Here is a 15,358-nt window from a genome sequence, read left to right as displayed (position 1 = left end):
CCAGCCCGAGCCAGCATGACCGTCAAGATCGCCTTTCTCGACCCGGCGGGTGGGGACTACACGCCGGACACGCCACGTCTGCACCCACTCGGCGGTTCGCAATCGGCCCTGTGCTACCTCGCGGAGGCACTGGCCGCCGCCGGGCTTGAGGTCACGCTGGTCAACGGCACCCGGACGCCCGGCATGGTGCGCGGGGTGCGCTGCCTTCCCGCCGGCGCGGTGCCCTGGGAGGGCATGCGCGCCTTTGACGTCGTGGTGCTGCTCAACGGCTGCCCGACGGAGGCGCTGACCCGGCTGCGCGCGACCCTCGACGGCGGCCGGAAGCTGATCCTGTGGATGCAGCACGCCGCCGACCAGCCCGCCGCGCAGTGCGTCGCGGAGCCGCAGGCGCGCGCCTGCTGGGACGCCCTCGCCTTCGTCAGCCGCTGGCAGATGGACGGCTACCTGAAGGAGTTCGACCTCGACCGCCGGCTCTGCCGCATCCTGCGCAACGGAATCGCCCCGGCCTTCTCCGGCCTGTTTCCGGCGGGGGCCGACATCATGGCGGGGAAGCCGTGGCCACCGGTCCTGGCCTACACCAGCACGCCCTTCCGCGGCCTCGACGTGCTGCTCGACAGCGTTCCCCGCCTGCGGGCGGCGATCCCCGGAACCACCGTCCGGGTGTTCTCCAGCCTGGAAGGCTATCAGGTCCCCGCCGACCAGGACCCCTACGCCGCCCTCTACCAGCGCTGCCGCGACACCGAGGGCGTGGATTATGTGGGGGCGGTCTCCCAAGGCGCCCTGGCGGAGGCGTTGCGCGGCGCGACCGGCTTCGCCTACCCGAACCGCTTCACCGAGACGTCCTGCATCGCCGTCATGGAGGCGCTGGCCGCCGGCTGCCTCGTCGTGTCCAGCGCGCTGGGGGCGCTGCCGGAGACCACGGCCGGCTTCGCCCGGCTGATCCCGGTCCCGGAGGACCCGGCGGAGCACGCCGTCCGCTTCGCCGACGCCGCCGGCGCAGCCCTCGTCCAGTGGCGCGACGATCGCGCGGCCGCCGGCCGCCGGCTTCGCGAACAGGTGGATCACGTCACCGCCGGGATGAACTGGGCCGGACGGGCCGGGGACTGGTTGGCGTGGCTCGATGAGCTGAGAGGCGATCACAGGAAAGGCGCCGCACCGGGCAAGGCGGTGGCGGCCGTCACCGCCGATCTGGCCGAAGCGCAGCAGCGCCTGCTGGATGCGTTGGGCGGCCACCTGAACGCCCGCCCGCAGGACGGGGACGATCACGCCTGGCGGGCGGAGGCGCGCGCGCTGATCGCGCTGATCGAGCGCTCCTTGCGGCTCGACCACAACACGGAGGAGAACCGCTCGGCCGTCTGGACGACGCTGCGCGGGTTCGACGCATGGTTCGCCTATGTCACGACGCTGTCGGACGCGCCGCCGCCAGCGGCACCGCCCGCCGGCGGGCGGCGGATCTACGATTGCTTCCAGTTCTACAACGAGCTGGACCTCCTGGAGGTGCGGCTGGCCGAGCTGGACGCGGTGGTCGACCGCTTCGTCCTGGTCGAGGCGACCTTCACCCACGCCGGCGATCCCAAACCCCTCCATTACGCGGAAAACCGCGCGCGCTTCGCGGCCTACGCCGACAAGATCATCCACGTCGTCGTCGACGATGACCCCGGCGGCTTCGCGTGGCAGCGCGAGGCCCACCAGCGCGACGCGATCACCCGCGGCCTCGACGGCTGCGACCCGACGGACATGATCGTCGTCTCGGACGCCGACGAAATCCTCCGCCCCTGGGTGATGGAGCGGCTGCGCCGGGAGCCGGACGACGGACGCTCGCTGTTCGCGCCCCACCTCGACATCTTCCTCTATTTCCTCGACCTCAAATCGCCCGACCCCTGGGTGTCGGTGGCCGCCGCCCCGTGGGAGCTGATCCGCCGGATCGGCGCCAACCGCGCCCGCTACCTGACCAAGTTGGGGCATGGGCGGGTCGTCCCGGACGCCGGCTGGCACTTCACCTGGATGGGCGGGATCGAGCGCTTCCGCGCCAAGCTGCGGGCCTTCGCGCACCGCGAGATGATCGCGGCGTTCGAACGGGACCCGGCGGCGAACCGGGAACGGCTGGACCGCTTCTACGCCACCGGGCGCTTCGACGGCGGTGCCGTTCCCGGCATGTGGACGTCCCCCGCGCCCGTCCCCATCGACGCTAGCTTTCCCCGGCCGATCCGCGAGCGGATCGACCATTTCCGCGCCCTCGGCTGGATCTCGCCGGATGCCAGCCCCCCGGTGTCAGAGGAGCCGGCGGAGGAAGCCGGGGCGGAGCACCGCCGTGCCTTGGTCCTCGATCCCGCGTCCATCGACGCCTTCCATGTCCTGGCGATGGAGCGGCTCGGCCGCAACGCGCCGGAGGCGGCGGTCGGGCCGCTGCGCCGCTGCGCCGTCCTCGATCCCTTCGGCACCTTCCACCGCTTCCATCTCGCCCATGCGCTGCTGACGCGCCAGCGTTACGGCGAGGCGGCGGGCGTGCTGCGGGAGCTGATCCGCCTCGCCCCCGACGACCATCGCGCCCGCGCCAACCTGGGCATCGCGCTCAAGAATCTGGGGCGCCACGACGAGGCGGTCGACATCGGCCGCTTGGCGCTGGCGCTGGCCCCCGCCGAACCCGGCGTGCTCAGCAACCTGGGGCTCGCGCTCTCCCTGCGGACCGGGGGGGACGAGGCGGCGGCGCGCGTCCTGCGCCGGGCGGTGGCGATCGACCCGGACTTCACGTCGGCCCGGCTGAACCTCGGGCTGGTGCTCAGCAAGCTGCGGCGGATCGGGGAGGCGGAGGCTCAGTGCCGGCGCGTCCTCGACCGCGATCCGAACCACGCCGAGGCGCACACCCTGCTGGGCACCTGTCTGCTGCTCCGCGGCGAGTTGGAGGCGGGGTTCCGGGAATACGAGTGGCGCACCCGTCTGGTCGACCGTCAGGTCACGCCGCGCGGCCTGCCGACACCGGTCTGGGAGGGCGGGAATCCGGACGGACTGACGATCCTGCTGCACGACGAGCAGGGGCTCGGCGACGGCATCCAGTTCGTCCGTTACGCGCCCTTGCTGCGCCGCCGGGGTGCCCGCGTGATCGTCGAGTGCAACGACCGGCTCGTCCGCCTCTTCGCCACGCTCTCCGGCGTGGACGCGGTCGTCGGACGTTCCGACTCGCCGCCGCCGCACGACGCCCACGCCGCGCTGCTCAGCCTGCCGCACCGGCTTGGCACCACGCTGGCGACCGTCCCGGCCGAGATTCCCTACCTGCGCGCCGAACCGGCGCTGGCGGCGGCCTGGGCGACGCGCCTGGGACCGCCGCCCAATCCGCGGACGGGGCTGCGGGTGGGGCTGGTGTGGGCCGGCAACCCCGAATTCAAGGACGACCGCCGGCGCTCGCCGGGGCTGGACGCCCTGCGGTCGCTGCTGGATGTTCCGGGCGTCGCGGTCTTCGGCTTGCAGAAGGGGGCGGGACGGCGGGACCTCGACCGTTGCGGACCGCTGCCGCCGTCCTTCACCGACCTCGGCGCGGAGATCGCCGACTTCGCCGACACCGCGGCGATCATGCAGAACCTCGACCTCGTCATCAGCTCCTGCACGGCGCCGGCCCATCTGGCCGGGGCGCTCGGCCGCCCGGTCTGGACGCTGCTGCCGGACATCGCCGACTGGCGCTGGCTGGAGCGCGGCGACACCACCCCCTGGTACCCGACCATGCGCCTGTTCCGTCAGGCGGCGCCGGGCGACTGGGCGTCCGTCGTCGCCGACGTGCGGGCGGCGCTGGCGCGGGCCGTGGCTACAGGCATGGCTACAGCGGGAGCACGGTGAAGGATGTCGGCGGCAGGCCGGCGGCGTGGCGGTCCCACATCGTCCGGTAGGCGCGTTCCAGGTGACGGGTGAAGCGGGGGCTGTCGAACAGCGGGGCCGTCGTCCGGGCGGCCTCCAGGCGGCGGCGGTAAGCGGCGAGCGTCGCCGGATCGCCGGCCAGCTGCGCCGCCAGCGCCTCGTAGCCGTCGAAGCTGGTGGTAACCGTCTCGGGAAGGCCGGCGGCGTTCAGCAGGCCGGCGGCGACGCGCGACGCGAAGGTTCCGCCGATCCGCGTCACCACCGGCACGCCCATCCACAAGGCGTCGGAGACGGTGGTGTGGCCGGTGTAGGGAAAGCTGTCGAGAAACAGGTCGGCCAGACGGTAGCGGGCGAGGTGCTCGGCCTGAGGCCGGTGGGGGGCGAAGACCAGACGGTCGGGATCGACCCCGCGCCGCGCCGCCTCGCGCCGCAGGTTGTCCGCACCGTCCCGGCCGGGCTGCTGCAGCCACAGCACGCTCCCCGGCACCCGCGCCAGCACGCGCATCCACAGCCCGAACAGCGACGGGGTGATCTTGAACGGCGCGTTGAACGCGCAGAAGACGAAACCGTCCGGCGGCAGGCCGCAGGCGGCGCGGTCCGGGGCGGGCGCGTCCAGGGGCCGGCGCCGGTCGTTGACCTGATAGGAGTCCGGCATGATGACCAGCCGCTCCCGGTAATGGGGCTGATGCTCCGGCGGCGTGACGAAGCGGTCGCCGATGACGTAGTCCATGGCATCGCCGCCCATCGTCCCCGGATAGCCGAGATAGGCAACCTGGACCGGCGCCAGCCGACGCGCCAGGAGATCGAAGCGGACGTGCCGCGTGTAGCCCTTCAGATCCACCAGGATGTGGGCGCCGTCCGCCGCGAGCAGTGCCCGCACTTGCTCCGCATCGCAGCCGCGGATGTCGTGGAAGGCGTCGAAGGCGGCCTTCAGGCGGCGGCGCGTCGGACTGCTGTCGTCGGGGCCGTAGGAACAGGCGACGACGCGGAAGCGGTCGCGGTCATGCAGTTCGAACAGCTCGGCCGCCAGATAGGCGGTGGCGTGCTCGTGGAAGTCGGCGGAGAGGTAGGCGACGGTGAGCCGGCCGCCATCACCGGAGGGGGCGCCGAGGGCTGCCGTCGCTGGAACCGCCGCGGCGGCTTGCGGGATGGCCGCCGGCTTCACCACCGCGCTGTGGAAGTGGCGGGCGGCGCGGTCCTGCTGCGCCGGGCTGGTATCGATCAGCAGGGTGAGGAGGGGCAGGGCGATTCCCCGGCCGCTGTCGATGACCGACAGAACCTCCCGGCACAGAGCGTCATACGCGCTCCAGTCGCACTGCGAGAGGGAGGCATGGAGCCGGTCACCGAGGGATTCGGTGCGGCTCGGGTCGAGCCGATATGCACGATCGTAGGCCACGGCCGCCGCGCCCGGTGCGCCGCCGTCGCGCAGCGCATGGCCGGATTCGCGCCACGCCTCGGCGTCATCCGGCGCCTGCGCGACCGCCCGGCGAAGGACGGCGCGCGCCGCCGCGATCCGGCCCAGCTCGCGGAACATCCCGCCCAGAGTGGTGATCGGCCCGGCATCGGTTTGGCCTGGGACCAGCCGGAGTGCCCGCCCCTGAAGCGCAGCCGCCTCGGCAAGGCGGCCCCGGCGGCGCAGCAGAAGCGCCAGATTGAAGGAGGCGTCGGCCAGATCCGGCTTCAGCACGATGGTAACGGCGAGGTGGTGCTGTGCGTCCTCGATCTGTCCCAGCGTGAAGGCGGCGACGCCCAGAAGGAACGAGGCGTCATGGTGATCGGGCTTGATGGCGAGGATCGCACGGCACACCGCGCCGCACTCGGCGGGCCGGCCGTTCTGATACAGCGTCAAGGCGTAGCCCAGCGCTTCGGCAGGGGACGCAAAGTGCCGGGCCGTACTCATGCTCCCACCTCGGTGCCGCCGCCCCTACCTGTGCCGCCCTCGGGCGAGGGGCGTCCGTGGAGGCTTGCGGAGCGTGAATTCATCGGGAAAATGGTTACCATCGGGCGCGGCAATTCCAAACCCATTTGCCGGGTCGACCAAGTGGATGGAGACGGTGGGTGATCGAGGGGACGTTCGACGGGGCCGGAGACGCGTTCGGCCGATGCTTCGGCTCCGGCCTGCGTCACGTCGAATCCGAATCGCTGGAGGCGGCAGCGCGCTCCTTCCGAACGGCGGTGGCGATCCGGCCGGAGCATCCGGTGGCCTGGTTCGTGCTGGGGCTGGTGCAGCGCGGCCTGGGGCGCCTGGACGGCGCGACGGTCGCTCTGCGGGCCGCCCTTCGCCTTCGGCCGGACGACGCCGACACGCTGTTCCAGTGGGCGTCTCTGCTCATCGAGCGCCGTCTGCCCGGCGAGGCGGTGGCGTCGCTTCTCCGTCTCGTGGCGTCGCGGCCCGGCCACCCGGACGCGGCGTTCAGCCTCGGCAACGCGCTGATGGCCGTGGACGAGCCTGAACGGGCCGAAACCGCCTACCGGCTGGCCGTGCTGCTGGAACCGGGCGCGGCGGCGGCCAACAACAACCTCGGAGCGGCGTTCCTGTCCCAAGGACGGCCGGAGGCGGCCGCCGTGAGCTACCGGCGGGCCGTCCGGCTTGAGCCGGGGTCCGCCGAACACCACAAGAATCTCGGCGTCAGCCTGCTCACCGCCGGGAACTTCGCGGAGGGCACGCCCGAGTACGAATGGCGAAGCCGACAAGCCGTCTGGCAGTGGAACCGGGACTGTCCGGGCACCCCGCTGTGGGACGGCGGCTCGTTGGACGGAAAGACCATCCTGGTCCATTTCGAGCAGGGGCTCGGCGACACCGTGCAGTTCATCCGCTACATGGCGGTGCTCAAGGCGATGGGCGCCCGCACCGTCTTCGAATGCCAGCCCCCGCTCAAGCGCCTCCTCGCCACGGTTCCGGGCATCGATGCGCTGGTGGCGCACGGCGAACCGGTGCCTGAGGCCGACTGCTTTCTACCCCTGATGAGCCTGCCCCACCGCTGCCGGACGACGGCGGCGACGATTCCCGGCGGCGTTCCGTACCTGCGGGCCGATCCGGACCGGTCGGCGTTCTGGAACCGGCAAATCGCCGAGGCGGGGTGGCGGAACGAGTTCCGGGTGGGCATCCAGTGGCGCGCCGCGGGGGCCGACCGCTCGATTCCGCTGGAACGCTTCGCACGCTTGTCGCACCTTTCCGGAGTGCGGCTGTACAGCCTGCAAAAGGCGGACGGACCCGGCCAATGGGAGCGGCCCGACGACCGGCTGGGGATCGTCTCGCTGCCGGGCAGGGACGGGAGTGGTGAGGATGAAGGGTTTGTCGATACGGCCGCGATCATCGAGGGCATGGACCTGATCGTCGCCTGCGATTCCGTGGTCGGCCACATCGCGGGCGCGATGGGGCGCCCGGTGTTCCTGGCCCTGCCGTGGCTGGGGGACTGGCGTTGGATGCGCCTCCCCGACCGCACGCCCTGGTACCCGGCGACCCGGCTGTTCCGCATGACGCGCCGGAACGACTGGGACGGGGTGATGGCCCGGATCGCCGCCGAAATTGCCGCCGTGGTCGCCCGACGCGCCGCGGGGACGCCGTGACGGCTGCCGTGATGGCCAACGTCGAGGCGGCGTCCCGGCTTTATCGCGCCGGGCGGCTGGCGGAGGCCATCGACGCCTGCCGGGCCGTGCTGGCGGCGGAGCCGGGGCGATTCGATGCGCTCAACCTGCTCGGCGCCGCGCTGTTCTCGGCTGGCCAGGACGGCGCGGCCAGAGAGGCCCTGTGCGATGCGGTTCGCATCGAACCGGGGCATGCCGCCGCGCTGACCAACCTCGGCATCGTCCTGCAACACCGCCGGGAGTGGCCGGCCGCCGCGCGCGCCCTGCGCACGCTGGCGGCGATGCAACCGGAGTCCGCGGCCGTCTGCAGCCGTTTGGGCACGGTGTCGCAGGAAACGGGGGACCTGGACGGTGCCGTCCGGTTCCTGCTGCGCGCCTCGCGCCTCGCTCCCGGCCCGGCCGTGCAATGGTACAATCTCGGTCTGGTCAGGATGCTCGCCGGCGACGTGGCGGCGGCATCCCAGGATCTGCGCCGGGCCATCGCCGTCGCACCCGAGGGGGGCCTCGCTTATGTCCAGCTTGGCGAAACGCTGTTGCGGCTCGGTCGGCTGAACGAGGCCACCGGGGTTTTCCGCCGCGCGCTCCGGCTCGACCCGACCACCTCCGAGGCAGTCAACGGCTTGGCGCGCTGCGGACGGTACCGGGCCGCCGCCGCGCACGCCTTCGGATCGGGGCCGGGAACGCAGAAGGGACTGGCCGTCCGCGGCGCCTTCGAAAGCGCCACGGGCTACGGCCATTTCTGCCAGCGCTTCATTCGGACGCTGCGCAAGCAAGCCGTGCCCCTGCAGACGATCGGAATCTTCGGTCGGGAATCCTGGCGGGAGGAGGATCTCGACCCGCCGGTTCCCGCCAAGGCCCTGGTGAACTTCCTCATCCCGCTGGCCGTCGAGCGGGTGCCCGGTCTGGCCACGGTGACCTTCACGATGTTCGAGGGAACCCGGATACCGCCGGCATGGCGGCGCCTGAGCGAGCACAGCGACCTCATCATCGTGCCCAGTGAATCGTCCCGGATGGCCTGGGCGGCGCAGGGCTATCCGGAGGATCGCCTGCGGGTCTGCCCCTTGGGCATCGATCCGGAGGACACCGCCGGCGGCGGCCCCGTGCCGACCCTGGTCGATCCGCGCGGGAGGCTCGTCTCCAGCTATCGGCACCGCTTCCTCAACGTCTCGGATTTCATTCCCCGCAAGAACATCGACGGGCTGCTGCGGGTCTGGCTGCGGAGCACGGCGCGCACCGACGACGCGGTGCTCATCCTGAAGCTGGGCAAGGGAAACAACCCGGCGTTCGGCGCGGAACTCGGCGAGCTGGTCCGACGGACGGAGATCGCCGTCGGGAAACGGATGGCCGACGCGGCGCCCGTCGTGCTGATCGACCAACTCCTGTCGAATGCCGACATGACGGGGCTGCTGCGGGCGGCGACCCATTACTGGAGCATGTCGCACGGCGAGGGCTGGGACCTTCCCCTCTCCAAGGCCGGAGCCATGGGGCTGAGCCTGATCGCGCCGCACCATTCCGCCTATGTGGATTATCTCGACGACCGGGTGGCCCGCCTGATCCCGGCCACCGTCCGTCCCGCGCGCCTGCCCTACAGCGAGCAGCCCTATCCACCGTTCCACGGGCTCGACTGGTGGGACCCGGACGAGGACGCCGCAGCGGACATCCTGACCGCCATCATCCGCGGCGGCGACACCGGCCACCCGTCGGCCCGCGACCATCTGGTGCAAGGTTTCACCTGGACCCGCGCGGCGGATCGGCTGCTCGCCATCCTCGACGATGCGGGGCTGCGATGATGGGAGACGCGGCGGGAACGGCGGCGGTGCAACGCTTCGCCGCCGCCCTGGAGCATCATCGGGCGGGCCGGCACGACGCCGCCGAGGCCGGCTACCGGGCGATCCTGCGCGACGATCCCGGACACGCCCACGCCAACAACAATCTGGCCATCCTGCTGCGCGGCACGGGGCGGTGGGAGGAGGCCGTCGCCTGCTACCGCCGGGCCGTCGCGGCGCTGCCGGACGACGCGCCGATCCGCAGCAACCTCTCCTGCGCGCTGGCCGACATCGGCCGGCCGGCGGAGGCGCTGGCGATGGTGCGGGTGGCGCTGTCCCTGTGCCCGGACTACGCCGACGCCTGGTTCAACGCCGGCAACCTCCTGAAGACGGAGCGGCAGCCCGACCGGGCGATCACCGCCTACCGCCGGGCGGTGCGGCTGAAGCCCGGCATGGGCGGCGCCCACAGCAACATGGGCGACGTCTACCGGGACCTCGGGGAATCGAGCCGCGCCGTTGACTGCTATCATGCCGCAATCCAGGCGCAGCCCGACCTGCCGCAACCCGTCGTCAACCTCGGCGAAGCGCTGAAGGAGCAAGGGCGGATCACCGAGGCCATCGCGGTCTTCCAAAGCGGGATCGAACGCCACCCCGATCTGGCCCTGCTGCACTCCAACCTGCTGTTCGCCCTGCATTACACGCCCTGGGTTCCGCCCGAGGTCATCGCCCGCGCCCACACGCACTGGAACGAGCGGCACGCCCGGCCGCTGATGCCGCGGAACCGGCAATTCTCAAATGACCGGACCCCCGGCCGGCGGCTGCGGGTGGGCTATGTCTCGCCCGACTTCCGCGCCCACGCCTGCGCCCATTTCATCGAGCCCCTGCTGCGCGAGCACGACCGCGCTACGGTCGAGGTGTTCTGCTTCGCCACCTCGGACCATCACGACGCGATCACCGAACGCATGAGGAGTCTGGCCGACGGGTGGCGGTCGTTGACCAACCTGGACGATGCGGTGGCCGCCGCGCTGGTCGAGCGCGACCGCATCGACATTCTGGTCGATCTGGCCGGCCACACGGCGCACAGCCGGCCGCTGCTGTTCGCCCGCAAGCCGGCCCCGGTCCAGGTCGCCTGGCTGGGCTATCCCGACACCACCGGCATGCCGGCGATCGACCACCGCCTGACCGATGCGGTCGCCGACCCGCCGGGTCTCACCGACGACTGGCACGCCGAGCGGCTGGTCCGCCTGCCCAACGGGTTTCTCGCCTTCCAGCCGTTGCGCTTCGTCACGGCGCGCGAGGAGCCGCCGGCGCTGGCCAATGGCTTCGTGACGTTCGGGTCCTTCAACAACGCCGCCAAGGTGACGCCGGAGGTCGTGCGGGTCTGGTCGGCCATCCTGGCGCGCGTGCCGACCGCCCGCCTGATCCTCAAGAGCCGCGCCTTCGGCGACCCGCCGACTAGGGCGCGCTGTCTCCAGCGGTTCGCGGGCAACGGCGTGGAGCCCGGCCGTGTCGATCTGCTTCCCCCGATGGATGTGATCGATCACCATCTGCGGGCCTACGACCGGATCGACATCGGCCTCGACCCGTTCCCCTACAACGGCACCACCACCACCTGCGAAGCGCTGTGGATGGGGGTGCCGGTGGTCACGCTCGCCGGCCGCCACCACGTCGCGCGGGTGGGCGCCAGCCTGCTGTCCCAATGCGGGCTGGCCGAGTTCATCGCGACGGACGAGGCCGGCTATGTCGAGACGGCCGTCGCCCTGGCCGGGGACATGGGGCGACTGGCCGCGCTGCGCCGCGGCATGAGGGAACGGATGGAACGCTCGGCCCTCAACGACCATCGCGGCTTCGCGGCGGCGGTCGAGGAGGCCTACCGCGACATGTGGCGGTCCTGGCTCGGGTGTGAGCGGGAGGAAACAGCGGCGGACCCCTGAGCGCCGGGCATTCTATTGCCCTGCGCGACGACGGACCTCCTCGCGCAGGGCGTCCGCCGCCCTTGCGAACACCGGTTCCCAGTCCTGGTCGGGGCCTTGGCGGAACAGGCGCATCGTCGGGTACCACGGCGTGCAGTCGCCGGAAAATCCGTAGATCCAGTAGGGGACGTGCTGCACGAGGTTCCAGACCGGCTTGCCGAGGGACCCGGCGAGATGCGCCACCGAACTGTCGGTCATGATGACGAGGTCAAGCTGTTCCAGCATCGCCGCCGTGTCGGCGAAATCGTCGAGGTCGGGGCCGAGCGGCGTTACCAAATGGCCGGCGACGCCGCTGTCCGCGAGTTCGGCCTCGGGCGGTCCCTTCTGGAGGCTGTAGAGCCGTACGCCCGGCACTTCGGCGAAGCGCAGGAACCGGGCGAGGCTGGTGGCGCGCCGGCCGTTGTCGGCGAAGGTCACCCGCCCCGACCAGACGATCCCGACGCGCAGCGTGCCCGGCTCCCGCGCGCCGAGCCGATGGGCGGCCTTCTCACGGGACGAGTCCGGAATGGTCAGGGTCACCGGCGGCGGGACCGAGGCCAGCGTGGTGCCGAACAGGCCCGGCAGGCTCATCTGCGACGCCTCGACGTCGAAGGCCGGCGGCGGGCTCCCTGGTTGCAGGACGGAATCGACGCCCAGCCCTGACAGAACCCGGCGCAGCTCCGGATGGCATTCGTACAGCACCCGGCCGCCCCGCTCCCTGACCAGCGGCATGTAGCGCGCGGCCAGGATGGCGTCGCCGAATCCCTGCTCGGTGAACAGGAACAGGGTGCGCCCGTCCAGCGGGCCGCCGTTCCAGGTCCGTTCCGATGGCGGCCGCCCATGGTAGGAGGCAAGCCCGCGCCGGGCCTCGTAATCCGCGAAGCCGTGGACGTAGTCGCCGATCTGGAGCCGGGCGAGAGCCCGCTCCCAGCGCAGTTCGGGGGTGGCGCCTCCGCCCGCCGTCGCCCGCCCGATCATCGCGAGCGTCTCCTTGAAGCGTCCCGATTTGCGCAAGGCCACGGCGTTGTTGAAGAGGAAGGCCGGGCTGTGCGGTTCGAGCCGCAGCGCCTCCGCATGCGCGGCCAACGCCTCGTCGAACCGGCCGGCGTCCACCAGGGCGTTGCCCAGATTGCTCCAGATGCTGGCGTTCTCCGGCGCGACCTCCAGGCCCCGCCGGTGGCAGGCGATGGCCCCGTCCAGCTTTCCCGCACGGCGCAGGAGATGGCCGAGCATGCTCCAGGCGCCATCGTCACGGGGATTGGCCGCGAGGACAGCCTCCAGCGTGGTCGTGGCCTGTGCGTGGTCCATCCTCGTCCCCCTGGCTCGCCGTGGCCGAACCGCAAGACCACGCTGCGACCATAGACTCGTTCGATCGCACGGTTGTCAACCACCCGCCCCCGAGGGTGATGCCGCAACCGCGCATGCATGCGATTTCTTGATGATTTTCTCTACTTTTTGTAGCCGACGGTGGTTTTTGCGAGGCCGGCATCATGAAGTAATTTGCAGCAACTCGCTGTATTTAACAACCGACGCGCGATAAGGCGAGGCGTCAAAAAAACAATCCACCGCCATCAGCGCAACTCAATCTCGCAAAGGCGAAAATGTATAACCCATGCGGCACTTTGATTTTCTGCGGCAGTGCGGTGGTTGGCGCCAGCGATTCGAGGGATGGCAGGTAGCGTAGATAAATTTTTAACTTCACTTATCCACTATTGCGAGGTGGTGGCCAATCGTATGAGAGCCACGACGCTCCTGCCGCCATGGCGGCAGAGCCTTAAGAACGCCGATGCAAGAGGGATGAGATGGCTGCTGGTGGAACACTGACGCTCTCGGGCGGCTCGGACTACGTGTTCGCCTCGACGGAGGTCTGGTCGGGGATCGTTGGCAACGGCAGCACCCAGGGCGCGCGGCTCAACACCCAGGGCCAGACCCTGACCGTCTCCAACCTCGACCACCTCATCGGCGGCACATCGGCCCAAAGGAAGGACGTCGTCACGCTGGCCGGCACGGCCGGCAACACCATCACGGTCCAGGCCCTCGAAACTCTGATCGGCAGCTCCGGCAACGACCGGGTTCAGCTGACCTCCACCGGCACCACCATGGTGGTGGAATCGCTCGAGACGATCATCGGCGCGTCCACCGGCACCACCCTCATCACGCTGGCCGGCACCACCGGCAACACGATGTCGGTGGCGTATCTGAAATCGATGATCGGCAGCGCCGGCAAAGACGTCATCAGGATGAATGCCGCCGGCTCCAGCGGCAGCACCATGGCGGTGACCATGATGGAGACGCTGATCGGGACCGATGGCTGGGACCTCGTCGCCACCATCGGCGGCGGCAGCAACACGATGTTGCTGCAAGGCGTCGAGATCGTCCTCGGAAACGGGAGCGGTGCCGGCGACACGGTCATTCTGGCCAGCGGCGGCAACACGATCGGCGTGTCCTTCCTGGAAACCCTCATCGGCGGCAGCGGCAACGATGTCGTGACGATGGGCTACAAGACCGGCACGATCAGCTTCCAGACCGGCGGCGGCACCGTTTCCATGTCGTCGATCGAAACGATCGTCGGCGGAACCGGCAGCAGAACCACGGCCATCCTCCTCGACGTCGGCAACACCGTCACGGTGGCAAGCCTCACCACTCTGATCGGCGGCGGCGGCAACGATGTCGTCAACGTCACGCTCCGGGACGGGACGGCAATCGTCGGCGACGGGCCGATCGCCTGGAACACCGTCGGTAGCACGATGCTGGTGTCGCTGATCGAAACGATGATCGGCAGTTCCGGCGACGACGTGGTCGTCGCGTTGAACAACAACGGCATGACCCTCTCGGTTTCGGCGATCGAATCCGTGATCGGAAAGGCCGGCAACGACGTCGTCCACCTCGGCACCGGTGGAAACACGATCCAGGTGGAGGCGCTGGAAACCCTGGTCGGCGGTTCCGGCATGGATGTGGTGACGATGAGCACCACACGGGGCGCCACCATGACGGTGTCGGCCGTCGAATCCGTCGTCGGCAATGGGGGCACCGACGTCGTCTATCTCGGCGCCGGTGGCAACACGGTCCAGGTCCAGGCGCTGGAAACCCTGATCGGCGGCACCGGCAACGATGTGGTGACCGTCACCGACACCGCCGGCACCATCTTCGTGTCCGGTGTCGAAACCATCTACACACCCTATGAGACACTGACGCTGAGCGGTGTGGACACCTACGTTTCCTTGCCGCCGGTTGTCGCCGACACGACGCCGCCGTCGATCACCACGGTGACGATCCCGGACGCGGTGATGAAGATCGGCGACACGGTGACGGTGACGATCACCGTGGCGTCGGACAGCGACACCTACACGCTGGGCGCCGGCAGCACCGTCGGCGGCTTCGCGCTCGGCAACCTGACCAAGGTCGACGCGACGACCTACACCGCCACCTTCACGGTGACCAGCGGCGGCACCGACGTGACGGCGGGCTCGGATGTGCCGGTCAACATCGTGCTGACCGACAGCGCCAGCAACTCCAACGCCCCCTACACCACGGCGATCAGCCAGAGCGCCGACCGCATCGACGCGAACCGGCCGACCATCGCCTCGGCGGCGGTGAACGGCACGACCCTGACGGTCACCTTCGCCGAAGCCATGTCGGCGACCAGCGCCGCCGGCTTGACCGTCACGGTCGCCGGCCAGAGCCGTGCCGCGACCTACGCCAGCGGTTCGGGCACCGCCACGCTGACCTTCACGCTGGCCTCGGCGGTCGCCCAGGGCGAGACGGTGACGCTCGACTACAACCCGGGCACCGGCAACCTGACCGACACCGCGAGCAATGCTCCGGCCACCGTCACCAACCAGTCCGTGACGAACAGCACCCCGGACACGACGCCGCCGTCGATCACCACCGTCACCATCCCCAACCAGCCGGCCAAGGTCGGCGACACGGTGACGGTGACGATCACCGTGGCGTCGGACAGCGACACCTACACGCTGGGCAGCGGCAGCACGGTCGACGGCTTCGCGCTCGGCAACCTGACCAAGGTCAGCGCGACCACCTACACCGCCACCTTCACGGTCACTGCCGACGGCCAGCGCACCGGCGACCGCGCCGCCAACCAGGACATCCCGGTCAACATCGTCCTGGTCGACAGCGCCAGCAACGCCAACACCCCCTACACCACCGCGATCAGCCAGAACAACGACCGCATCGACACCAACGCCC

General features: G+C 70.5%; 7 protein-coding genes. 5 read left to right on the top strand and 2 right to left on the bottom strand.

Annotated elements, in window-relative coordinates; genetic code table 11:
• The first annotated feature begins 15 nt into the window (after nucleotides 1–15).
• Entirely contained in the window at nucleotides 16–3,828 is a 3,813-nt protein-coding gene (locus JJL56_RS18850) for a tetratricopeptide repeat protein (RefSeq protein ID WP_200485921.1), read from the top strand.
• On the opposite strand, the gene JJL56_RS18845 is transcribed toward JJL56_RS18850, so the two are convergent.
• Entirely contained in the window at nucleotides 3,809–5,746 is a 1,938-nt protein-coding gene (locus JJL56_RS18845; protein ID WP_200485920.1) for an O-linked N-acetylglucosamine transferase, SPINDLY family protein, read from the bottom strand. The two genes, JJL56_RS18850 and JJL56_RS18845, sit on opposite strands and share 20 nt — an antisense overlap.
• Before the next feature lie 158 nt (nucleotides 5,747–5,904).
• On the opposite strand from JJL56_RS18845, the gene JJL56_RS18840 reads away from it, so the two are divergent.
• Genes JJL56_RS18840 through JJL56_RS18830 form a run of 3 tightly spaced genes read left to right on the top strand, consistent with a single transcriptional unit; the run spans nucleotide 5,905 to nucleotide 11,134 of the window.
• Complete coding sequence (locus JJL56_RS18840) at nucleotides 5,905–7,416, top strand: tetratricopeptide repeat protein (RefSeq protein ID WP_200485919.1); 1,512 nt, start codon at nucleotides 5,905–5,907, stop codon at nucleotides 7,414–7,416.
• Nucleotides 7,413–9,224: a tetratricopeptide repeat protein gene (locus JJL56_RS18835; RefSeq protein WP_200485918.1), complete on the top strand. Its 1,812-nt coding sequence runs from the start codon at nucleotides 7,413–7,415 to the stop codon at nucleotides 9,222–9,224. The genes JJL56_RS18840 and JJL56_RS18835 overlap by 4 nt, the downstream gene beginning before the upstream one ends.
• Nucleotides 9,221–11,134, top strand: coding sequence for an O-linked N-acetylglucosamine transferase, SPINDLY family protein (locus JJL56_RS18830; RefSeq protein ID WP_247891144.1), 1,914 nt, complete (start codon nucleotides 9,221–9,223; stop codon nucleotides 11,132–11,134). The genes JJL56_RS18835 and JJL56_RS18830 overlap by 4 nt, the downstream gene beginning before the upstream one ends.
• 12 nt (nucleotides 11,135–11,146) lie before the next feature.
• On the opposite strand, the gene JJL56_RS18825 is transcribed toward JJL56_RS18830, so the two are convergent.
• Nucleotides 11,147–12,460, bottom strand: coding sequence for a tetratricopeptide repeat protein (locus JJL56_RS18825; protein ID WP_200485917.1), 1,314 nt, complete (start codon nucleotides 12,458–12,460; stop codon nucleotides 11,147–11,149).
• 494 nt (nucleotides 12,461–12,954) lie between these two features.
• On the opposite strand from JJL56_RS18825, the gene JJL56_RS33715 reads away from it, so the two are divergent.
• Nucleotides 12,955–15,358, top strand: a 2,404-nt coding sequence (locus tag JJL56_RS33715) for a beta strand repeat-containing protein (RefSeq protein WP_282188938.1), incomplete at its 3' end; no start/stop codon positions are given.

Origin of the sequence: Azospirillum aestuarii (genome assembly GCF_016632405.1) — a bacterium.
In the GTDB taxonomy this organism is placed as follows: domain Bacteria; phylum Pseudomonadota; class Alphaproteobacteria; order Azospirillales; family Azospirillaceae; genus Azospirillum; species Azospirillum aestuarii.
This window is presented reverse-complemented; position numbering and strand designations above follow the sequence as displayed.

Coding starts and splice junctions, on each gene's coding strand:
- JJL56_RS18825 (WP_200485917.1), bottom strand. CDS start 12,460: ATGGACCACGCACAGGCCACGACCACGCTGGAGGCTGTCCTCGCGGCC.
- JJL56_RS18830 (WP_247891144.1), top strand. CDS start 9,221: ATGATGGGAGACGCGGCGGGAACGGCGGCGGTGCAACGCTTCGCCGCC.
- JJL56_RS18845 (WP_200485920.1), bottom strand. CDS start 5,746: ATGAGTACGGCCCGGCACTTTGCGTCCCCTGCCGAAGCGCTGGGCTAC.
- JJL56_RS18850 (WP_200485921.1), top strand. CDS start 16: ATGACCGTCAAGATCGCCTTTCTCGACCCGGCGGGTGGGGACTACACG.